Consider the following 22320-nt stretch of genomic DNA (forward strand, 5'->3'; position numbering starts at 1 on the left):
GAGTGCGCAGCGCTCCCAAGATTTTTGGGGCCGCTGCGCAGCCCAGCGGGAGCAAGCTCCCTCGCCACAACGGTGCGCGTGTTCCAGAGTGGTGCGTTAGCCCAGCACGCGAATGGGCGCGCCGTTGGCCCAGGCGTGGATGTCTTCGATCATCTGCCCATAGAACTGCCGGTAATTCTGTTCGCTCACGTAGCCCACATGGGGCGTGGCCAGCACGTTGGGCAAGCGGCGGAACGGGTGATCCAGCGGCAGCGGTTCGTCGCCGAACACGTCCAGCGCGGCGCCGGCCAGTTGGCCACTTTCCAGGGCCTGGACCAGCGCCTGTTCATCGACGATCGGTCCGCGTGCGGTGTTCACCAGGCGCGCGCCCGGTTTCATCCAGCCCAGCGCCTGCGCATCCACCAGGCCTCGGCTGCGGTCGCTGAGTACCAGGTGCACGGTGAGGATGTCTGCCTGTTCGAACAGCTGTTGTTTGCTGACCCAGGTGACCCCGGCTTGCGCCGCGCGCTCGGGCGTGAGGTTCTCGCTCCAGGCAATCACGCGCATGCCGAATACCTGGGCAAATTGCGCGACTTTCTGGCCGATGCTGCCCAGGCCGAGAATCCCCAGGGTCTTGCCATGCAGGTCGCCGCCCAGGCCGATCTGCCAGCCGCCCGTGCGCAGCGAATGGGCTTCGGCCAGCAGGTTGCGGGTGCTGGCCATTATCAGCGCCCAGGTCAATTCCGGTGCCGCGTGTTTATAGCTATCGGTGCCGCACACCTGGATGCCCAGGGCCGTGGCGGCGGGAATGTCGATGGCGGCGTTGCGCATGCCGCCGGTCACCAGCAGCTTGAGCTGGGGCAAGCCTTGCAGCAGGGCCTGGTCGAAGGTGGAGCGTTCGCGCATCAGGCAAATCACGTCGAAACCCTGCAAGCGCTCGATCATCGTCGCGCGATCCGCCGGGTAGTCGTGCAGGAAGTGCACCTGGCCGACGCTTTCGAGCACTGACCAATCCACCACGCTACTGGCCACTTGCTGCCAATCATCAATGACTGCGATCTGTAGCGACATTCACCAGTACCTCGAAAAAGAGTGGATTAAAGGGCATTCAGGCCCTGCAACAACGCTGCGTCGAAGCGGGCCGGTTCTTCCATCTGCGGCGCATGGCCCAGGCCCTGGAATTCCACCAGGGTTGCGTGGGGGATCAGCTTGGCGACGTGTTTGCCGAGTACATCATAGTGACCCAGCCGGGCCTTGACCGCCGGCGGTGCAATATCGCTGCCGATGGCGGTGGTATCGGCCGTACCGATCAGCAGCAGGGTCGGCATCTGCAAGTCCTTGAACTCGTAGACCACCGGCTGGGTGAAGATCATGTCGTAGATCAGCGCCGAATTCCATGCGACCTGGGCATGGCCGGGGCCGCTGTTGAGGCCGGCGAGCATGTCCACCCAGCGCTCGTATTCGGGTTTCCAGCGGCCGACGTAATAGGTATTCAGTTCGTATTTGCGGATACCGTCGGCGCTGAGCTTGAGCTCCCGTTCGTACCACTGGTCAACGCTGCGGTAGGGCACGCCCAGGGCTTTCCAGTCTTCCAGGCCGATGGGATTGACCAGCCCAAGTTGCTCGGTTTGCTCGGGGTAGAGCAGGGCATAGCGGGTGGCGAGCATGCCGCCGGTGGAGTGGCCGATGATCGTGGCCTTTTGAATGCCGAGCGTTTCCAGCAGTTGGTGGGTGTTGAGCGCCAGTTGCTGGAAGCTGTATTGGTAATGCTCGGGTTTGCTGGAGGTGCAGAAACCGATCTGGTCCGGCGCAATGACCCGATAACCCGCAGCGCTCAGGGTGTTGATCGAGTTTTCCCAGGTGGCGCCGCAGAAGTTCTTGCCATGCATCAGCACCACGCTGCGACCGTTGGCGCGGCCCTTGGCGGGGACGTCCATGTAGCCCATTTGCAGGTTCTTGCCTTGGGATTGGAAGGTGAAATGCTCCACCGGGTAAGGGTATTGAAAGCCTTGCAGCTCGGGGCCGTAGGTTGCGGCGAACACCGGGGTGGTGCCCGCAGTCAGTAGGGCGGCGATGCAAAAAGCGCGTAAAGAAGGCATTGGCAAGGCTCCGGAAAGGTTGCCCGGATGCTCTTTGGAGGCGATTAAGTGGGGATTAACACCCAGTGCAGCGTCACGGCGGCGAGCACGGCGTAGCGCAGGCTTTTGGCCACGGTCACCAGTAACAGAAAGCGCCACAACGGTTCGCGCATCACCCCGGCAACCAAGGTCAGCGGATCACCAATGACCGGCAGCCAACTGAGCAGCAACGTCCAATGCCCCCAACGCTGGTAATGCCGGCGCGCCTTGTCCAGTTGCCGGTCGTTGACTGGAAACCAGCGCCGCCCCTTGAAGTGCTCGACCCAGCGCCCCAACCACCAGTTCACCACCGAGCCGAGCACGTTGCCCATTGTGGCAACCGCCAGCAACAGCCACAGGCTGTAGTGCCCGCTGAGCAAAAGGCCCACCAGCACGGCTTCCGATTGCAACGGCAGCAAGGTCGCGGCGCCAAACGCCGCGAGGAACAGTCCGAGGTAGCCGGCGATCATTGCGCCGGGTATTCAGCCACCACCACATCTTTGCCGTCACGGGTCAGGCCGATGACTTGATAAGCCTCGCTGCGGCCGTCCACTTCCATGCCGGGCGAACCCATCGGCATGCCCGGGGCGGCGAGGCCCAACAGATCAGTACGCTTGCGCAAGGCCAGCACCTGCTCGGCGGGCACGTGGCCTTCGACAAACTTGCCGTCGATCACGGCGGTATGGCACGAACCCAGGCGCGGGGCGACGCCGAGGCGTTGCTTGACCGCACTCATGTCGGCTTCGACATGGTCATTGACCTTGAAGCCGTTGCTTTCCAGGTGGCTGATCCATTTTTTGCAGCAACCGCAATTGGCGTCGCGGTGCACGTCGATGGGGATCAGGTCGGCGGCCTGGGCCAGGGTGGAGGTGAACAGGGCGGACAGCAGGGCCAAGCGCAATGGGGTTTTCATGATGGGCTCACACGGTGATGGACGGGGCGATCATGCCGACGTCATCGCAGGCAAGCCAGCTCCCACAGGGGGGAGCGGTGGCGGTAATGTTTCTAAATTATACAAAGGGTGGGTTTTCCAGCCGATGCTTGAGCTGGTCCAGGGCAATCGCCGACAGTTCGAGCATGCGCTCCTGCAAGGTGGCCAGTTGCAATTCGGTTTCGTAGATCAGCACACGCTTGAACAGCGTGCCGTCGCGGTGGGGCTGCAAGAAGTAATGAATCGAGCCGTCAACGGCCAGGGAGGTGAACACGGTCTTGAATTCGCTGGGGCGCCGGGCGATCTGCACGCGGTAGCTCATGGGCACGCGCACGCCCAGCAGGTCGATGTACTCGGTAAAGCGCGCGCCGACGGGGAGGGAACCGAGGGTGCCGGTGTCGGCACTGAGGGAGGTGGGGTGCCATTCGTGCCAGCGATCGGGCTGGGTGACGTAGTCGTAGACGGCCTCGATGGGGGCCTGGATAAAGCGTTCTTGACTGATCCGCTCCAAGCGGACCGACTGCTCGACAGCGCGCATTGCACACCTCCTGTGTGGCGTTCTTAGCACTGGGAACTGTCAGAATAGTCCGACTCCCGCGCTTTGCACGGGAGCACGCGAGCAATAGATCAACGGACTTTGAAGCGACTCATCAGGGCAATCACCCGGCCATTGGCGTCCAGCAGGCTTTGGGTATTGGTTTCAGTGGCGTGCCCGCCTTGCACCAGTTCTTCGACCATATGGCGGATGTGCACCATGCTGCGGTTGATCTCCTCGGTGACCGCGCTTTGTTGCTCGGCCGCCGTGGCGATCTGCGTGCTGAGGTTGTGGATATGGCTGACCGAGCCGGCCATCTCATCCAGGCCGCTGTTGACCCGGGCCGTCGCATCGGCCGCCGACTGGCAGCTGGCCTGGGTATTTTCCATGGCCGCCACCGAGGTGCTCACCCCCGTGGTCAAGCGCGCGAGCATCTCGTTGATCTGCGAGGTGCTGGCCTGGGTGCGTGCCGCCAGGGCGCGCACTTCGTCCGCGACCACCGCAAAGCCGCGACCTTGTTCGCCGGCCCGCGCCGCTTCGATGGCGGCGTTGAGTGCCAGCAGGTTGGTCTGGCCGGCAATCGCGCCGATCACGCCGAGGGTTTCGGTGATGCGCGCGGCGTCCTGGCGCATGTTTTCCACACTGTGGGTGGCGCTGGACACTTCACCGATCAAGGCGCTGACGCTGTTGGACGCTTCGCCCACGACCACGCGGGAACGGTCGGCGTGCTCGTTGGCGCGCTGGGTAAAGGCCGCGGTTTCGGCGGCGTTCTGCGCGACGGTGTCGGCGGTGGAACTCATTTCGGTGATGGCGGTGACGGTCTGGTCGGTCTCAGAAGCGTGGCGTACCAGGATCTGGTTGGTCTGCGCCGAGGTCTGTTGCAACTGCGCAAGGCCCGACGACATAGCGGCGGTGGCCTGGGTCACTTCGCCGATCATGTTTTGCAGGTAGACGATAAACCGGTTCACCGAATGGCCGATGGCCCCCAGTTCGTCCTCGGCGCGGATGGTGATGCGCCGTGTCAGGTCGGCATCGCCGGCCGACAGCGCGTCGATATTGCTCTTCAGCGACTTCATGCGCTGCACCAGTTGGCGGATCGCGTAGACCTGCAACAGCACCAGCAACAACACCATGGGAATTTGCAGCAGGGCCAGGCTGCCCAGCACGTCATTGCGCTGGGCGGTAATCAACGACGTGGGCAGGGCGGTAGCGAGGAACCACGGCGTGCCTTCGATCGGGCGCATATAGAAGGTGCTGGCGACGCCGCCGTTGTCGAACTCGCTGCGCTGCAACCCCTGGTTGCGCTGGGCCAGGGCTTTGCTGACCTGGGCGGCAAAGGCCGAGGTGCCGGTCAGTTCGCTGATGTTCTTCAACACCACCGGGCCGCTGATGCGCGAGCTGTTGCTGATGATCTTGCCGTCGGCTTCGACGATGAGCATTTGCCCGCCGATGTCTTTTTCCTTGCTGGCCACCAGGTCGTTGAAGAACCCCAGGGTCACGTCGATGGTCGCCACGCCATAGGCGGCGCCGTCGCGCTGGATGGCCATGGCGCAGTTGGTGCGCGGCTCCTGGCTGGCGTCGTCTTTATACGCGGCAGCCCAGGCGCATTGGCCGCGCGGCGAGGCGAGGCCGCCTTTGTACCAGCTCTGGTCGTAGTAGTTCGGCGCGGGGTCGCTGTTCCAGAAGGTGTTGACCGCCAGTTTGCCCGAGGCATCGCGGTGCCAGAACGTGCTGTGTTTGTTGCGCCCCGGGGTGCGCTGGTTGGGCAACGGCCAGATGCCGCCGCCGAAGACTTTCAGCTCGCCATACTGATCCACCAGGCCCGGCAGGACCTTGTCGATGGCATCGCTGTCGAGCAGGGGAATGGTTTGGGTGATGGTGCGTTGCTGGGCCTGAACCTTGTTCAGTTCGCCCTGGATCTGTTCGGCCACTTCGCTGACGCGGTTGAGCACTACCTGTTCTTCGGTGTGCTGCAACTTGGGCGCGACCAACTGGCCGATGCCGACGACGGTCAAGACAAATAACACCAGGACGAACAGCACCAGAAACAGGGTGTAGCGGGCTTGGATGGAGCGCAGTGCAGGCATGGGGGTCGTCCTTACGAAGCGTTTATTATTCACGCGGCTTTGTTGGAGCTTCGTAGGGCTATCGGCTTGGGTGTCAGGAGCTTTAGGTACGTTCGTACAAGAAAGTCGAGGCGCCGTTTACCGGCGCCTCGTTTCTTATAGGTTCAGCATCGCCATGACCGCTTCGGGGTAACGCGGGCCAGCGGTTGCCTGCGCGGGGAAGATCGCTTCCAGCGCGGCCAGTTCGCCAGGCGCCAGGGTGATCGACAGCGCCTTCACGTTTTCTTCCAGGTATTTGCGCTGCTTGGTGCCGGGGATCGGGATGATGAAGTCGCCCTGGGCCAACACCCACGCCAGCGCCAGTTGCCCGGCGGATACGCCTTTGTCGGCCGCCAGCGCCTGCACCTGGTTCACCAACAGCAGGTTTTTCGCAAAGTTCTCGCCCTGGAAGCGCGGGCTGAAGCGGCGGTAATCGTCTGCCGCGAAATCCTCCGGGCTGTTCAATGCGCCGGTGAGGAAGCCGCGCCCCAGCGGGCTGTACGGCACAAAGGCGACGCCCAGGCGCTGGCACGCGGCGAGGCAGCCGTTGTCTTCCTGGTCGCGGCTCCACAGCGAATATTCGCTTTGCAGCGCGCTGATGGGATGGACCTTGTGCGCCCGCTCCAGGGTGGCCGCAGAGGCTTCACTGAGGCCCAGGTAACGCACCTTGCCCTGGGTGACCAGTTCGGCCATGGCGCCGACGGTTTCTTCGATGGCCACTTCGGGGTCGATGCGGTGTTGGTAGTAGAGGTCGAGGGTGTCCACGCCAAGACGGCGCAAGGTGCCGTCGATGGCCGCGCGGATGTATTCCGGGCGGCCGTTGACGCCGCGCAGCGCCGGGTTGGCCGGGTCGCGGACAATGCCGAACTTGCTCGCCAGGAACACCTGGTCGCGCTTGCCGGCGATGGCCTGGCCGATCAGGCTTTCGTTGGTGTGGGGGCCGTAGATGTCGGCGGTGTCGAGGAAGTTGACCCCCAGTTCCAGGGCGCGGTGCAAGGTCGCGATGGCCTCCTGGGTGTTGGTGCCGGTGGTGTAGAAATCGGTCATGCCCATGCAGCCGAGGCCGATGGCGCAGACATGGGGGCCGTTTTTGCCGAGTTGACGGGTGTGCATGGGGGCAGCTCCTGTGTGGGGTAGGACGCTATTGTTACCCTCGACAAAACCCGGATAAACCGGCTAAAAGCGCTATCACTATTCGTAATTTCTAAATAATCGACGGGTGAGGCTGCCTTTGGACCGTTTTAATGCGATGCGCGTGTTTACCCGGATCGTCGAGTTGGGCGGCTTCGCCAAGGCCGCCGACAGCCTGCAACTGCCCCGTGCCTCGGTGACGATCCTGATAAAGCAGTTGGAAGCGCACCTGGGCGTGCAGTTGTTGCAGCGCACCACGCGCCAGGTCAGCCCTACGTTGGATGGCGCCGCGTATTACCAGCGCTGCGTGCGTTTACTGTCAGACCTTGAGGAAACCGAGGCGGTCTTCTCCACCAGCCGCCAGAACCCGCGTGGCACGTTGAGTGTGGACATGCCGGCGGGTATCGGGCGCTGCATCGTGATACCGGCGTTGCCCCAATTTACCGCGCGTTACCCGCAGATCGAGTTGGAAATCGGCCTTAATGACCGCCCGGTGGATTTGATCCGCGAGGGCGTGGACTGCGTGTTGCGCGGTGGCCCGGCGCTGGATGAGTCGCTGGTGGCGCGGCCCCTGGCAATGATGGAGCAGGTGACCCTGGCCAGCCCCGGTTACATTGAACGCCTGGGCATGCCCGCGTCCCTTGACGAATTGCTGGCGCGGCACCAGATGGTCGAGTACATCTCCAGTGCCAGCGGCAAACGTTTTGGCCTGGAATTCCAACTGGGCACAGAACGGCGTGCGATCAACCTGCCCAAGCGGGTCGCGGTCAACAGTGCCGATGGCTACTTCGCGGCGTGTGCGGCGGGGTACGGTTTGATCCAGGCGCCGTATTACCACGCCATGCGGCCATTGGCCGAGGGCACGCTGGTGCAGGTGCTGCCGCACCTGGCGGTGCCATCCATGGCGCTGACGGCGTTGTATCCACCGCATCGCCAGTTGTCCCTGCGGGTGCGGTTGTTTGTGGACTGGCTGGTGGAGTTATGCGCGTGTCCAGGCCTGGGGTTGAAGCGGTAATGCAAGAGTGCAACGTTTGGCTTGAGCGGCGGCGTGAAGCGAGGGCTACGGGTCTTCGCGGGTAAATATCTGCAGGTCGCCGGTCAGATCATTGTGGCCGGTCACGGTATCCATGGGCCCTGGCTTGGGGTCCATGGATTTTGTGCCATAGGGCACGCGCAATCCTGCCCGTTCGAAGATGCCGATACCGATCCCTCCGGTTGATTCGGCCAGCCCGGTGACACCTTGCGTGCTATTGGTGTGCTGGCTACCGACCAAGGCGATCACCTTGCCCTTGTGTTTATGCTGCTCGAGTTCGCGTGTGGCGTAGTAGTTGAACTCCTTGAGCCGTTCTAGGTTGCGCTGCGCCTGGTTTTGCCCGGTATACGCGGCGCGGTCGTGCCGATGACGGGTCAAATACCAATGGTCGAGTGGCACGGCCTCAATACCGTTGTCCTTGAGTTTGCGCAGGAGTTTTTCCAGGTCCATATCAGCGGCAGTCGGTCGATTACCGTTGCCCGTCCAGCCCATTCCGTCGTCCTTGAGCCGTTTATTGTTGTCATAGACCATGCCTTCAATGCCGATGACCTTGACGTTTTTGCGCTTGAGCACATCGACGTTGTCGTACAGCGTGCGAAACGAGGCCAGGCTGCGATGGTTTTCGCCAAAGATCACCACATCCGCACTGTCCAGGGCTTTTTCGATCACCGTGGGCACGGGATCGTAGGGCCCCAGATTCGGTAGATTCGGGCGATTGGTCGGGTTCATCGGGTCCATCTTTTGATAGAACGCATTCATGTCTTGCTCGAACCGCTCTTTTGTCGCCTTTTTCCGGCTGGGGGTGAAGTGGGCTTCGGTGGGCGCGCCCTTGATGTGATTGACGTATTCGCCGTGGATAGTGTCCAGGTGATCGGTTTTGACCACATTCGCCGCAGTGCTTGTGTTTGTGTGGGTTTGGCGCAACGGTTGACCGGGCCTCGCATAGGGATGCGCGCGGTGGTTGTGCTGAACCTTTGCCGGCCCCTGCGGGGGCGACGGCGGCCTCAGCGTATGTTCCGGGTTGAAGTCGGCGATGGGCGTGCCGTAGGGCGCTTGGGAATGGGCGTCGTACGCGTACCAATGGCCATCGCGCATGACCGCACTGCTTTCGACACTGTTGTTACCCACTTTGAAAGTCCCTGTCGCCGCCGAGTCAAAGCGTTTGCTGGCTTCGGCCAGGTCACTGGCCGTGGCGATTCCCCGTAGTTTTTGCACGGACGCGCCGAGTGCACTGGAACCTTTGATCGCGAGTTTGCCTGCGCCCACCAGCAGGTCGCCGGCACCGTCCAGGGGGTTGAATGCGCCAATCGCTGCCGCGCCGATGATCCGGCTGCCGTGTGCCACTTTGGCGAGGGAGGAACCGGCCTTGCCGACGGCTTTTACGACTTTAGCTGCAGCACCCACGCCTGCGGTTACCAGACCAAAGATGTCCAGCGCCAGGTCCGTTGCGGCGTCTTTATACTTGCCATCACGCCAGTTGACGATGGCCGAGCGGAGGGGGATCAGGTTGAGCAAAAACTCGCCCACTGACGCCAGCGTGTCCGCCCGCTGTTCCGCCGGCGTTCTGCCAGCGGCCAGGCGTTTGACGGCGGCGCCATCGATGTCCAGCCCTTTGACCACGGTTGCGGCCACTTGCTGGATGCGTGGGTTGTCGAACACGTTGGGCCGACGATAAATCGTTCTGTTCTCCTTGAGCGCGTGGCTGTCGTCGTCGGGAGAAAACTCGTCGAACTTGATGATTTCGTTCGGGGCATCCTGGGGCTGACGGTCCGTCGGACGAGTTGCCACTTCACGGGCAGTGCCTCGCACGGTGTCGAAGGCATAGGCGTATTTCTTTCCTTCGTACTCGGCTTGCACCAGGATCGTCTTGCTCGAATGGAACAGGCTGTCCGGAACGAACGGAAAGGCGGACTTCTTGTAAGTGTTTTCCTTGAAGAACGTAAGCTCACCGTAGTTGAGTCGCTTTCTGTCTTCGGCAGGCAAATGGGTGATGGCGTTCATCACCAGATTTTGCTTGATGTCTTTGTAATGTCGCGTGACCTGGGTGAATGCCTCGTCGAATGCGCGCGGCACATTGAACTCAGCGCTGCGGGTCAGCGCAGTGAATGTTTTGAGGTCGACGTTGCTGCCTGGCATCACTTGCCAGTCTTCGTCGAGTTTCAGCCCTTGCATGGTGATGTCCAGCATCGAGTAAGGGTCGCTGAAGCGATTGCCTTTGGTCTCAGGCCCATAGTTGATGCGTAAGCCTTTGTGCTCGAAATCAACGCCATCACCGAAGTGCTTTTGCAACAAGGCCAAGGCCATGGCCTTGCGATTCGGCAGGGGTTCTTCGAGTAGCTCCGACGCCGCTTTCAACGCGCCTTGCTGTTTGTTGAACGCGTTACGTGCCGTCTCGATCTGCGGGTCGGGGTAAAGCCCATCGGCGCGTTTGTCCAGCACCTGATTGGCGATGGCCCAGTCGATCAGGACACCTTTTTGTGCCGAGCCGCTGGCCGGCGGTTTGCTGTCTGCCAGCTGCATGACCTGCGCAAAACTCATCATTGCGGCCTTGCCCGGCGCCTCGGCTTCGACCCTGGCGACTGCAAGACACAGATTCGCCCACGCCGAGGTCCCGACATTGACTCCGGCGGGGATGTCTTTGAGCAGAAACTGCGGCGCAACCCGCGCCAGCAGCAGGTGGGCGGCCAGTTCGGCGGTCTCCCTGGACGTGGTGCCACGGGCAATCAGATGTTTCGCCAAGGCGCTGACCACTTCGGAGGGCGGCTTGCCCCAGAAGGCATCGCTGGCCAGATCAAACCCGGCGACACGGTTGCGCATAGGTTGCTCAATGGCGTCGGGATCGAGCCCCAGGTGGATCGCCGTCAACACGTAATCGTTGATGCTGCTGGGGGTGGCGATGCCCTTGACCTTGTGCTGGATCGCCGCCCCCAGCGCCTGCGCCTGGGGCGAGTCGAGGAGTTTTTCCAGGGCGTTGATCGGGTCCTGCAAGTCGGCGGCCGACAGCTTGAGCGCGCCGACCAGGTAGTCCAGCGCGCCCCACTGGGCATTTTGCAGGGGCAGGCCTTCCAGGCTGGCGCTGTTGCACGCCACCACATTGAAGACCTCGCGTTGGTTGTCAACGCTCAGGGGCACTGGCCATGACAAGGCCCCGGCGAAATTCCCCAGCGGGTGGCTGATAGCGTCCTCGGCTACGGTCTCGGCCAGTTCTTTCAGGTCGGCGACGGTCAGTGGCAGGGTGAAATCCCGGTCCTTGATGAACGCTTCAAGACTGGCGGTCTGTTGCACAAACGTCGGGTCACGCTGAAATGACGAGGTAGCGTCGACGGGCATTCGATTGTCTTGCAGGGCCTTGCTCACGGCGGAGGGTTCTGCGTTTTCGGGCAAAACCGCAACGGTGGTCGCGAGCGCTGTTGCCAAGCTTTGCAGGTCGCGATGGTCGGCCAGGGCGGTTTTCAGCGCCTGACGGGCATCGGGTTCCGACGTATCTGAGGTGGGTGTAGGCGCCGTGTTTTTTTGCAGCGCTTCGCTCAGAAGCGGCGGCGCAGGGGTGTGGGGAAGGGGGGCTTGGTGGCTGAGAGGCATTGTCATTGTTCATCTCACTGAAGTGCACCTGGCGCGTAGGAAAAACAACGCTGGAGCGTTGTGCGCTCAGTTTGGGTGCTGGAATCAGTGTCAGTGGTTCCCCCATGAAGCGTGAGAAAAAAGTCGGTATCCCGATGTGAGATTACCGGGGCCAGGGTGACAAGTCGTCAGCGACCAGGGGGGCATTCAGGCTTCAGGCAAGCCAAAGCGCGTCATCGTCTGTAACATGAGACCTTGCCGAACCCGGCTCATCCCCGCCAATGGGCATGCGCGTGGCCTGTTTGGCGATACACAGTGGCTACATTCTCAAGATTCAGGAACTGTCATGACCCAAAAGCAACGTTTGAAATATTCGATTCTGATTGCCCTGGCTGTGCTGGCGACGATGTTTGGCCTGTCCTACCTGCAGAACATCGGGGCCATCAGCGAGAAAACCTTCCAGTACATCGCGATTGCGGTGGCCGTGATCGTGGTGGTGATCAACGGCATCATGCGTCGCAAGGTCAAGCCCAACTTCTGAGTCAGGCGCGGCCTTCGAGGACCTTGGCAGCCTCTGCATGGAGGCTGTAGCTCTTGTCGGCATTGAGGGTGATTACGCCCTCGCTGCACAGGCGCTTGAGCACCTCACGCACGCTGAGAAACGACAACGGAATGCCCAGCTCCAGCAAATGGCTGTGCACGCCGCGTACGCCGAGGGTGCGCTGGTTGTCGGCAGCCGTGAGCAGGGCGTCGATGACTTTCAGGCGGATCAGGCTGGTGCGCAAGCCAAAGTACTTGAGCAAATGGCGAATCCGTTGGTTGCCTTGCTGTTCCGGCGCCTTGCCAAAGGCGTGGCCACCGTTGCCAAACGTGGCCTCGGCGGCGGGTGAATGTCCATCCGTGGGCAGTTGCGAGTTGTACATGCAATAAAACTCCTTATCAGAGCCTGATCAGGAAAATGAGCGCTCTTAGTTAATAAGACGAACGAGCAGCCGAAATCATGAAGTTTTAGATGTGTAAATTTCGTCAGTATCGGTTTTGTCACGGCGATCAAGCCTTTGCCTGCCTAAATTGTTCCCGGTCAATTGCGTCCTTACGGTGGGGTAGCTACCCCTTGCGAGGGTGTTCAATTTGACGGTGGAGTCGGCGTGATTATTTTCAACGGGTTGTCCAGGGTGTGTGTGGCGGGTGTGTTGCTGGGGTTGAGTCTGGCTGCAGCGGCACGGGAGTCGGTGACGCAGGCGTCGGCTTCGGCGGAAATCCGGCGTACCGGCTTTGGCGTGCCCCATATCCGCGCCAACGATGAGCGTGGCCTGGGCTACGGCATCGGCTATGCGTATGCCCAGGACAATATGTGCCTGCTGGCCAACGAAGTGGTGACGGTGAGTGGCGAACGCTCACGCTTCTTTGGCCCGGAGCAGGCCACGCTGGAAGAGCGCAACAACCTGGCCAGTGACGTGTTTTTCACCTGGTTGAATACGCCGCAGGCCGTCGCCACCTTCTGGAACGCGCAAACGCCGCAGATCCAGCAGCGCGTTGAAGGCTATGTGGCGGGTTACAACCGCTACCTGAAAGAACACGGCGCGCCGGCACAGTGCCAAGCAGCGTGGGTGCGGCCGATCACGCCGCAAGACGTGGTCAAGCTGACCCGCCGCTTGCTCGTCGAAGGCGGTGTGGGCCAATTCGCCGAAGCACTGGCGGGGGCAACGCCGCCTGGCGTTACCACTGGCGTACAGGCCAGCGCCCAACGCTTCGAAGTGGCAGCGGCCAATCAACAGCGTTTTGCCCTGGACCGTGGCAGCAACGCAGTCGCGGTAGGGCGTGACCGCTCATTCAACGGCCGTGGCATGTTGTTGGCCAACCCGCATTTCCCGTGGGTCGGTGGCATGCGTTTTTATGAGATGCACCTGACCATTCCCGGCCAGTTGGACGTGATGGGCGCCGCATTGCCGGGCTTGCCGGTGATCAACATTGGCTTCAACCAACATGTGGCCTGGACCCATACGGTCGATACGTCCAAGCATTTCACCCTGTATCGCCTGACCCTGGATCCCAAGGATTCCATGCGCTACCTGCTGGACGGCAAATCCCTCCCGCTGGATAAGACCACGGTGACCGTCCAGGCCAAACAGCCCGACGGCAGCCTCAAGGCTGTGTCCCAGACACTCTACAGCTCCCAATTCGGCCCGGTGGTGCAATGGCCCGGCAAGCTGGACTGGGACAACCACTACGCCTTCAGCCTGCGCGACGCCAACCTCGGCAACGACCGCGTGTTGCAGCAGTGGTACGCAATGAACCGCGCCGCCAGCCTCAAGGAGCTGCAAACCTCGGTGCATACCCTGCAAGGCATCCCATGGGTCAATACCCTGGCCGCCGACGACCAGGGCCAGAGCCTGTACATGAACCTGTCGGTGGTGCCAAACGTCAGCCAGGCCAAGCTCGCGCAATGCAGCGACCCGCGCGCCGGCCTGCAACTGATCGTACTCGACGGCGCCCACAGCGCCTGCGCCTGGGACATCGACCCGCGCGCGGCCCAGGCGGGGATCTTCGCCGCCGACCAGCTGCCGCAGTTGGAACGCAGCGACTATGTGCAGCACTCCAACGACTCGGCGTGGATGGCCAACCCCAAGGCGCCGCTGACCGGTTTCTCACCGGTCATCAGCCAGGACCACATCGGCCTGGGCCCCCGTGCACGCTTCGCCGTGCAGCGCCTGCAATCCCTGGAGAGCAAGCCAATCAGCGTCACCGACCTGCAACATATGGTGATGGACAACGAGGTGTACCTGGCAGGCCAGGTCATGCCAGACCTGCTGGCGTTCTGCGCCAAAGAACTGGGCGCCGACGCGGCTGCGCTACAACCGTTGTGCACCAGCCTGAAAACCTGGGACCAGCGCGCCAACCTCGACAGCGGCCTGGGCCTGGTGCACTTCATCAACCTGATGGAGCACCTGCAGCAGATTCCCGACGCCTGGCGCGTGGCATTCGACCCGGCGCAACCGCTGACCACGCCACGCGGCCTGGCCATCGACCGTGAACCTGTCGCCACGGCCCTGCGTGAGGCGATGCTTGCGTCCGCAGCCGATGTGGCCAAGCTGGGCCTGACCGCCAAAAGCCGTTGGGGCGATATCCAGGTCAGCGGCCAAACCCCGATCCACGGCGGCCCGCAGGCCCTGGGCATCTATAACGCCATGCAAACCGTCCCGCGCGCCGACGGCAAACGCGAAGTGGTCAGCGGCAGCAGCTACCTGCAAATCGTCACCTTCGACGACAACGGCCCCCAGGCCCAAGGCGTGCTGGCGTTCTCCCTGTCCAGCGACCCAGCCTCCAAGCACGCCAAGGACCAGACCCAAGCCTTCTCCGCGAAAAAACTCAGCCCGCTGCCGTTCACCGACGCCCAGATCAAGGCCGACCCGCAATACCAGCAGCTCCAGATCAAGGAGTAGGGCAGACGCGCAACCCCTTGAAAGCGCTGCGAAATATTTTTGAAATCAAGGGGTTGCACGCTTTGGCAAATACGTACATAATGGCGCCCATCGAACGCAACGAAGCATTAAAAACTTCAATGTATTCAATGAGTTAGAGTAGAGGCAGGCTTCATTAGCCCACTCAAGTTTGCATGCGGTGAGTGCCAGTGGTTAGGGCATTGATCGTTTGAGGCCGAGTAGCAAAATGGTTATGCAGTGGATTGCAAATCCACCTACGCCGGTTCGATTCCGACCTCGGCCTCCACTCTTGAAAACCCCGTAGATTAACGTCTACGGGGTTTTTTATTGGCTGCGATTTATGAGCCCTTCCGCAACTTTCGGGAGGCATTCCGCACCCCCGACGTATTTGGTCGCATCGAGGGTGTGGAACAGCACCTGGTGGCGGGGGCGGGTTATTTCGTGGGCTTTACGATCTCGCCAACGCGGCGGTATGCCTTCATGGTCATCTCCTAAGTGGAGTGACCAAGCAACCGACTGGCATGTCCCAGTTCAATCTCGCTGGCAGCTTTGGCGTAAAAAGTTGGTGGATTGATGAATTCCTAATTAAAAGAGTCCTGCTAATTATTAAGTGGTATTAAAGACTGGTGGTTTTTACAGGTTTTTATACTTTCAAGGTCGTGCGCCATCAAATCGTCATATCCAGCTAACTGAAGGAGCTAGTCATGGTCATTCGTACAGATATAACTATTGAATCAGTATTATCGAGGTATCACCTTTTTGGGGCTCAAGATGCAGAAGATATGCTTTTGTTTATGAAAAAAACGATGTGAACACGGTTGGTGAATTCATTGAGCTACAGGTTAAAATTGCGAAGTACAATCAGCTACTCCATATTGAGGAAGATCTCAGTAGCGTTGAAAATTATGGCGCTATTAAAAAACCCTATCAAGAAAAATAGAGCGATATCAAAAAATAAAACCTCGCCACGGCGGGGTTTTTTATTGCCCGGAATGCGCCCATGAAGATCTCCTCAATCGTCGCCCACCTGCGCCAGTACTGCCCCATAAAACGCATAAAAAGGGACAGATTTATTTTTCGTCAGTCCCCTTTTTTCGCTAGGATAGTCAGCTCTTATTTCAGTATTGAATTATTTTTGATTTTTTGATGTGAGATTGATATTTATGCCTGTCATTTCTCACAGTTGTTCAAAAGTGGTCGTCGGCGCAGTATGGTACTGTCATTCATATACAGCGAGACTCTGTTATGTTTATTCCTAAAGAAATTATAATGAGGCGGATTGCCGCTCAGTCACAATTGGAGCAGCCTAGGAAGGCACAAGCACTAACCTTTGTAGAAGGCGCCAGGATGGAAACACCAGAGGATTTTTCCATGCTTAAAAGTCAATTGGCTACACGGTATAAGGTCCATATTATCGACGTGCCTGGCCATTGCGATGTTACGGTTGAGGTTTCTTAATCAAATGTCTTCAGATTTATTTAATTAAAAACCTCGCCCCGGCGAGGTTTTTAATTACCCGGAATTCACCCATGCAGATCTCTCCAGCCGTCGCCCACCTGGGTCAGTACTGCCCGGAATAAAAAGGGGACGGATTAACTTTTCGCGAAAAATAAATCTGTCCCTTTTTTCGATTCTTGAAATCCCGTAGACCAACGCCTACTGGGGGGATTGCCCCTGAAAAAGCGCCTCACCGCGCCATATAACCCACCCCAAGCTCCCATCGCGACTGCCAATGTTCAACATATTGCCGCGCCACCTCCGGCGCCCCCTTAATCACCAGCACATTCTCCGAATTCGCCGTCTCCGCAGACGTCGCGTAATTGAATGACCCCGTTTGCACCGTGCTGCCATCAACAATAATCACCTTGTCGTGCTGCAGGTGAAAGTGGTCACTGGTACGCAGTTCCACCCCATTGCGGCTGACAAAGTCCGTGGCCGTGGTGCTGGCCTTGCCGAGGTTGCGTTTCTTGTCGATGACCACGCGTACCTTCACCCCACGCTTTTGCGCCTCGACCAACGCCCGGGTGATGTCGGGCGCTTGAAAGGCGTAGGCAAGCATCTGGATGCTGTGCCGCGCGCTGCCGATGGTCTCCAATACCAACGTACGCGCCGAACCTTCCGGCGAGAAACCCACTGCAATGCCGGGTTCAGCCAGAGAGACGGGCGATAAGCCGAGCAGAGCCGCCAAGGTGACGCATCGAACGATCATCATGTTTCAAACTCCGATAGCGCTTGGCGCAAACGCTTGGTTCGCAGCGCGTTGTAAGTTTAAAAATACAAAGCCTACCAACACGTTACACGATAGCCGTGACGCAGTCGGCTTTCGCTTGTCCTATCTCTCGCGAAACAAATATTGCCAAGCAGAGAGTGTTTTCATGAAGTTGAGTGACTTGACCAAGGCGGCCGTCGTGGTCGCGCTGTTGTCCACCCTATCGGGTTGCTGGATGTTCATGCCACCACCAGGTGGTGGTGGTGGTGGTGGTGGTGGGCACGGACAGGGCGGTGGCCACGGTGGTGGTCCAGGCGGTGGTCAGCGCTAAGTAGTGCATCCGGGGAGCAAGCCGTTGCGGTTTGCTCCTTTTTTTTGTGCGGCGAAAGTGTATTACCCGATCCACCCCTAGCTGTACGGGGCGTTCAGCCCGCTAAACCTCTACTGTCACAGGCCTGTCACCACCGTCTGGATGCTGCGCCATGTTCATGTCTACCAGCTTGCTCTCAGCCTTTGTGCTGTTCGCTTTCGTGTCTTCGATCACCCCGGGGCCCAATAACACCATGCTGCTGGCGTCGGGGGTGAACTTCGGGTTTCGTCGCTCGATGCCCCATGCACTGGGGATCAGCATCGGTTTCATGCTGCTGGTGATTGCGGTCGGCCTGGGCCTGGGCGAGGTGTTCAAGGTGTTCCCGTGGGCCTACACGCTGTTGCGCTATGTGGGCGCGGCTTACCTGCTGTACCTGGCGTGGAAGATTGCGACGTCCGCCGGCATGTCCGAGAGCAGTGATGCCCACGGTAAGCCAATGACCTTCCTCGGCGCGGCGGCTTTTCAGTGGGTCAACCCCAAGGCGTGGATCATGGCGCTGGGGGCGATCACCACCTATACGCCGGCCGAGGGGTATGTCACCAACGTGCTGGTGATCGCCTTGGTGTTTGCCGTGGTCAACTTGCCCAGTGTGTGTGTCTGGGTGGTCTGTGGCAGCGGCCTGCGCAATGTGTTGCGCGAGCCGCGCTGGTTGCGGGTGTTCAATGGGTCAATGGCGGGCTTGCTGGTGCTGTCGTTGTACCCGATGTTGTTTGCCAGCTGACCGCGTTACACCGGCGAAATGGTCGCCAGCAGGCCGATGCCGATGGTCAGCACTAAAAAGCCGAACAGGAAAATTGCCATCTTGGTCATAAGGCCTCCGAAGGGAAGGGGGCGCCAGGAAGTGTCCTGGTGCACTCGACAAGGGTGTCGGGAGTGGGCGTATTGTCCGCCCGGGGCAGTTTTCGATACAGAGGCAGATGCTAAAGAAAAAACCGTATCAGATGCACCTTCACGGGCCTGGTCCCGGCATTTGCGGGCGGGCGGTTTTTGCAGGCTCAGCCACAAACGATGTGTTTATGGGGTTGTATACGGGCCGCCTACCTGTAATCTTTCTGCGCGCAGGCCGATTGCTGATCGGCCGCGTGCGTCCTCGATCATCGGATGCCGCGATTTCGCCGATTTGGTGCGCCAATCCTCTAAGATGGCGCCCACTGCACCAACAACAATAAAGTGGGCAACCCCTCGATGGAAAGACGCCAGTTCAGCGGTGGCATGAAAGGCAAGAACCTGCGCTACCTGAATGACAACCCGCAACAGCCGTCGCCGGTCACCCGCGTCGGCTTTGTGTTGCTCGAACACTTCTCCCTGCCTGCATTCACCCAGACCCTCGACACCCTGGTCACCGCCAACCTGCTGCGCCCGGATCTGTTCGCCACGCGCACCTTTGGTTGGGACGACGGCGAAGTCATCAGCGACCTCGGCCTGGTGATCCGCCCGGACGCGCGCCTCGACGTCGCGGCGTTGCACGAACTGGAGCTGCTGGTGATTTGCGGGGGCTTTCGCACCGAACTCAAGGCCGGCGACGACTTCGTGCAACTCCTGCGGGTTGCCGCCGAACAAGGCGTGGGCCTGGCGGGGTTGTGGAATGGCTCGTGGTTCCTCGGCCGTGCCGGTTTGTTGCAGGGTTACCACTGCGCGATCCACCCGGAACATCGCCCGGCCTTGGCGGAAGTGTCCAAGGCGGCCCACGTCACCAGCGAACCCTTTGTGATCGATCGCGATCGGCTCACGGCGTCCAGCCCCTCCGGGGCGTTTCATATGGCCCTGGACTGGATCAAGAGCCTGCACGGCAAAGCGCTGGTGGAGGGTATCGAAGACATCCTCGCGTTTGAAGAATCGCGCTACCGGCGCATCAAGCCGACGGAAAACGTCAGCGTCAGCGCGCCGTTGCGCGAAGTGGTCAAGCTGATGGACGCCAACCTCGAAGAACCCCTGGAACTGGACCAGTTGGCCGTGTACGCCGGCCGCTCACGGCGCCAGCTGGAGCGGTTGTTCAAGGAACAACTGGGCACCACGCCGCAACGCTACTACATGGAACTGCGCGTGACCGAAGCGCGACGGCTGTTACAGCACACCGAACTGTCCCAGGTGGAAGTGCTGGTGGCGTGCGGGTTTGTGTCGCCGAGTCATTTCAGCAAGTGCTACAGCTCGTACTTTGGGTATCGGCCTTCCAAGGAGAAGCGGTTGGTCAAGTAGTCGGGTGGTTGGCAGTACCACCGCGATCGCAGGCAAGCCCCACAGGGATCGGGTTTGCAGGCTGGTGCAGGTGTACACCGTTCAAAATATGGGAGCTGGCTTGCCTGCGAAGACGGCGGCACAGGCGACATCTCAGTTGCCAGACCCACCGCCTTCGCAGCCTCGCTAAAGCTCGACAGCTCCCACAGGGATTGGGTTTGCAGGCTGTGGCAGGTGTACACCGGTCAAAATGTGGGAGCTGGCTTGCCTGCGATGGCGCCAGCCCAGACAACATCCAAACCCCAGACCCACCACCCAATGCAACGATTCGCCCCCACACCCCTCATATGTCTACACCCAACGTTTCTCCACGACAGGTATCGGGCTTATGACGGCGGCGGACAACGATCATGTGAACTGGCTGGTGCAACAGTCGATGCTGCACGCGGCACGCCAGCGCGCCAGGCTTTATTCAGGGCAAGGGCGCCTGTGGCAACAACCCTATGCGCAGACCCGGCCGCGAGATGCGACGGCATTGTCGTCGGTATGGTTCACCGCCTACCCGGCGTCGATTGTTACCCGTGACGGCGGTACGGTACTGGAAGCCCTCGGCGATGAAAGCCTGTGGCAGGCGTTGTCGAAGATCGGCATCCAGGGCATCCACAACGGCCCGCTGAAAAAGTCCGGTGGCCTGAGCGGCACCCAGCACACGCCGACCATCGACGGCAATTTCGACCGCATCAGCTTCGACATCGACCCGCAGTTGGGCACCGAGGCGCAGTTGCAGGCGTTGACGCGCATGGCCGCTGCGCACAACGCGGTAATCATCGACGATGTGATCCCGTCCCACACCGGCAAGGGCGCGGACTTCCGCCTGGCCGAGATGGCCTACGAGGACTACCCCGGCCTGTACCACATGGTGGAGATCCGCGAAGAAGACTGGCCGCTGCTGCCCGACGTCGCCGAGGGCGATGACGCGCACAACCTCAGCCCTTTGCAGGTCGATGCCCTGCGCGACAAGCACTACATCGTCGGCCAGTTGCAGCGGGTGATCTTCTTCGAGCCTGGCGTCAAGGAAACCGACTGGAGCGCCACGCCGGTCGTCCTCGGCGTGGACGGCAAGCCGCGCCGCTGGGTGTACCTGCATTACTTCAAGGCCGGCCAGCCGTCATTGAACTGGCTGGACCCGAGTTTCGCCGCGCAGCAGATGATAATCGGCGACGCCCTGCACGCCATCGATGTGATGGGCGCGAAGATCCTGCGCCTGGACGCCAACGGCTTCCTCGGCGTGGAACGCAAGCTGGACGGCACGGCCTGGTCGGAAAGCCACCCGCTGTCGATCACCGGCAACCAACTGCTGGGCGGGGCGATTCGCAAGGCGGGCGGCTTCAGCTTCCAGGAGTTGAACCTGACCGTGGACGACATCGCTGCGATGTCCCACGGCGGCGCGGACCTGTCCTATGACTTCATCACGCGCCCGGCCTACCAGCATGCCTTGCTGATGGGCGACACCGAATTCCTGCGCCTGATGCTGCGGCAGATGCACAGCCTGGGCATCGACCCCGGTTCGTTGATCCATGCCCTGCAAAACCACGACGAGCTGACCCTTGAGTTGGTGCACTTCTGGACCCTGCACGCCCATGACAGCTATCAGTACCAGGGCCAGACCTTTCCCGGCAACAGCCTGCGCGAGCACATCCGCGAGCAGATGTACGAGCGCCTGGCCGGCGAGCAGGCGCCGTATAACCTCAAGTTCGTCACCAATGGCGTGGCCTGCACCACGGCCAGCATCATCACGGCGGCATTGGGCATTCGTGACCTGGCGACCATCACGCCGGCGGATATCCAGCAGATCCGCCAGATCCACCTGCTGCTGGTGATGTACAACGCCATGCAGCCGGGGGTGTTTGCCTTGTCCGGCTGGGACCTGGTGGGCGCGCTGCCTTTGGCAGCGGATGACGTGGCGCATTTGATGGGCGATGGCGACACGCGCTGGATTCATCGCGGCGCCTACGACCTGGTGGACCTCAACCCCGAGGCCGAACTGTCGGCCGGGCAGATGCCGCGCGCGCAAAGCCTGTATGGCAGCCTGAACAGCCAACTGCTGGACCCACAGTCCTTTGCCTCACAACTGCAAAAAATCCTCGCGGTGCGCCGTGCCTACGACATCGCGGCGAGCCGCCAGATCCTGGTGCCGGATGTGCAGAACCCGGGGCTGCTGATCCTGGTCCACGAACTGCCAGCGGGGAAGGGCACACAAATCACCGCGCTGAACTTTGGCGCGACGGCGATTACTGAAACCCTGCATTTGCCCGACATTGCGCCAGGGCCGGTGGTGGACATTATCAATGAACGGGTCGAAGGCGACCTGACGGCGGAGGGGGAATTCACTATCACTCTGGATGCATACGAAGGCTTGGCATTACGGGTCGTCAGCACCACCCCGATGCTGTGATTGAACGCGGTCAACTGTGGGAGCGGGCTTGCCTGCGAAGGCGGTGTGTCAGGCACCCTCTCTACCAGCCATGCCGCTGCCTTCGCAGCCTCGCCAGGGCTCGACAGCTCCCACAGGTTGCACGGTGAATACGGTCAAAATGTGGGAGCTGGCTTGCCTGCGAAGGCGGTGTGTCAGGCACCCTCTGTACCAGCCATGCCGCTGCCTTCGCAGCCTCGCTAGGGCTCGACAGCTCCCACAGGTTGCACGGTGAATACGGTCAAAATGTGGGAGCTG

Annotated in this window: 17 protein-coding genes, 1 tRNA gene and 1 pseudogene; 8 read left to right on the plus strand and 11 right to left on the minus strand. The window is 60.7% G+C overall.

The window, feature by feature from the left end; all coding sequences use genetic code 11:
- Positions 1-96: 96 nt before the first annotated feature.
- From NUV89_RS00770 to NUV89_RS00800, 8 genes and pseudogenes are all read right to left on the minus strand, one after another.
- Complete coding sequence (locus tag NUV89_RS00770) at positions 97-1050, minus strand: D-2-hydroxyacid dehydrogenase family protein (protein WP_257779925.1); 954 nt, start codon at positions 1048-1050, stop codon at positions 97-99.
- 26 nt (positions 1051-1076) lie between these two features.
- Positions 1077-2078 carry an alpha/beta fold hydrolase gene (locus NUV89_RS00775; protein ID WP_257779926.1) on the minus strand — a complete coding sequence of 334 codons (1002 nt, stop codon included), beginning with the start codon at positions 2076-2078 and terminating at the stop codon, positions 1077-1079.
- A 44-nt stretch (positions 2079-2122) separates the two neighbouring features.
- Positions 2123-2566 (minus strand): YqaA family protein, encoded by a 444-nt coding sequence (locus NUV89_RS00780; protein ID WP_257779927.1) that lies wholly within the window; start codon positions 2564-2566, stop codon positions 2123-2125.
- The gene (locus NUV89_RS00785) at positions 2563-3009 is read right to left on the minus strand and encodes a DUF411 domain-containing protein (RefSeq protein WP_257779928.1); all 447 of its coding nucleotides are present in this window, start codon (positions 3007-3009) and stop codon (positions 2563-2565) included. Before NUV89_RS00785 ends, NUV89_RS00780 begins: the two co-directional genes overlap by 4 nt.
- 97 nt (positions 3010-3106) lie before the next feature.
- Positions 3107-3565 (minus strand): SRPBCC family protein, encoded by a 459-nt coding sequence (locus tag NUV89_RS00790; protein WP_017735721.1) that lies wholly within the window; start codon positions 3563-3565, stop codon positions 3107-3109.
- A gap of 89 nt (positions 3566-3654) precedes the next feature.
- Positions 3655-4500 carry a methyl-accepting chemotaxis protein gene (locus NUV89_RS29865; protein ID WP_374684454.1) on the minus strand — a complete coding sequence of 282 codons (846 nt, stop codon included), beginning with the start codon at positions 4498-4500 and terminating at the stop codon, positions 3655-3657.
- Positions 4501-4515: 15 nt separating this feature from the next.
- A pseudogene (locus NUV89_RS29870) lies at positions 4516-5649 on the minus strand (cache and HAMP domain-containing protein); the annotation flags it as partial.
- Between the two features lie 135 nt (positions 5650-5784).
- A complete protein-coding gene (locus tag NUV89_RS00800; protein ID WP_257779930.1) occupies positions 5785-6780 on the minus strand; it encodes an aldo/keto reductase in 996 nt (331 codons plus the stop codon).
- A 118-nt stretch (positions 6781-6898) separates the two neighbouring features.
- Here NUV89_RS00800 and NUV89_RS00805 point away from each other — a divergent pair, with 118 nt between their 5' ends.
- A complete protein-coding gene (locus NUV89_RS00805) occupies positions 6899-7813 on the plus strand; it encodes a LysR family transcriptional regulator (protein WP_257779931.1) in 915 nt (304 codons plus the stop codon).
- 45 nt (positions 7814-7858) lie between these two features.
- Here the strand turns inward: NUV89_RS00805 and NUV89_RS00810 are convergent, their stop codons facing one another.
- Positions 7859-11419, minus strand: a complete 3561-nt coding sequence (locus NUV89_RS00810) for a membrane-targeted effector domain-containing toxin (RefSeq protein WP_257779932.1) — start codon at positions 11417-11419, stop codon at positions 7859-7861.
- 319 nt (positions 11420-11738) lie between these two features.
- On the opposite strand from NUV89_RS00810, the gene NUV89_RS00815 reads away from it, so the two are divergent.
- Positions 11739-11933 carry a hypothetical protein gene (locus NUV89_RS00815; protein WP_257779933.1) on the plus strand — a complete coding sequence of 65 codons (195 nt, stop codon included), beginning with the start codon at positions 11739-11741 and terminating at the stop codon, positions 11931-11933.
- Between the two features lies 1 nt (position 11934).
- On the opposite strand, the gene NUV89_RS00820 is transcribed toward NUV89_RS00815, so the two are convergent.
- Complete coding sequence (locus NUV89_RS00820) at positions 11935-12315, minus strand: fe2+ zn2+ uptake regulation protein (protein ID WP_207042928.1); 381 nt, start codon at positions 12313-12315, stop codon at positions 11935-11937.
- A 225-nt stretch (positions 12316-12540) separates the two neighbouring features.
- Between NUV89_RS00820 and NUV89_RS00825 the strand changes: the two genes are divergently transcribed.
- The 3 genes from NUV89_RS00825 (at position 12541) to NUV89_RS00835 (ending at position 15330) form a co-directional block, all read left to right on the plus strand.
- Entirely contained in the window at positions 12541-14835 is a 2295-nt protein-coding gene (locus tag NUV89_RS00825) for an acylase (protein ID WP_257779934.1), read from the plus strand.
- A 212-nt stretch (positions 14836-15047) separates the two neighbouring features.
- Positions 15048-15121 (plus strand) — tRNA-Cys (locus tag NUV89_RS00830).
- 41 nt (positions 15122-15162) lie between these two features.
- Positions 15163-15330 carry a hypothetical protein gene (locus NUV89_RS00835; RefSeq protein WP_257779935.1) on the plus strand — a complete coding sequence of 56 codons (168 nt, stop codon included), beginning with the start codon at positions 15163-15165 and terminating at the stop codon, positions 15328-15330.
- A 1192-nt stretch (positions 15331-16522) separates the two neighbouring features.
- Here the strand turns inward: NUV89_RS00835 and NUV89_RS00840 are convergent.
- Complete coding sequence (locus tag NUV89_RS00840) at positions 16523-17044, minus strand: phospholipase D family protein (protein WP_257779986.1); 522 nt, start codon at positions 17042-17044, stop codon at positions 16523-16525.
- A gap of 482 nt (positions 17045-17526) precedes the next feature.
- On the opposite strand from NUV89_RS00840, the gene NUV89_RS00845 reads away from it, so the two are divergent.
- The 3 genes from NUV89_RS00845 (at position 17527) to treS (ending at position 22044) form a co-directional block, all read left to right on the plus strand.
- Positions 17527-18135, plus strand: a complete 609-nt coding sequence (locus tag NUV89_RS00845; protein ID WP_257779936.1) for a LysE family translocator — start codon at positions 17527-17529, stop codon at positions 18133-18135.
- A gap of 491 nt (positions 18136-18626) precedes the next feature.
- On the plus strand, positions 18627-19610 hold the full coding sequence (locus tag NUV89_RS00850) for a GlxA family transcriptional regulator (RefSeq protein ID WP_017734272.1): 984 nt from the start codon (positions 18627-18629) through the stop codon (positions 19608-19610).
- A gap of 367 nt (positions 19611-19977) precedes the next feature.
- Entirely contained in the window at positions 19978-22044 is a 2067-nt protein-coding gene (gene treS / locus NUV89_RS00855; RefSeq protein ID WP_257779937.1) for a maltose alpha-D-glucosyltransferase, read from the plus strand.
- Positions 22045-22320: the final 276 nt, after the last annotated feature.

The sequence above is a fragment of the Pseudomonas sp. 18.1.10 genome (assembly GCF_024655625.1).
Lineage (GTDB): Bacteria > Pseudomonadota > Gammaproteobacteria > Pseudomonadales > Pseudomonadaceae > Aquipseudomonas.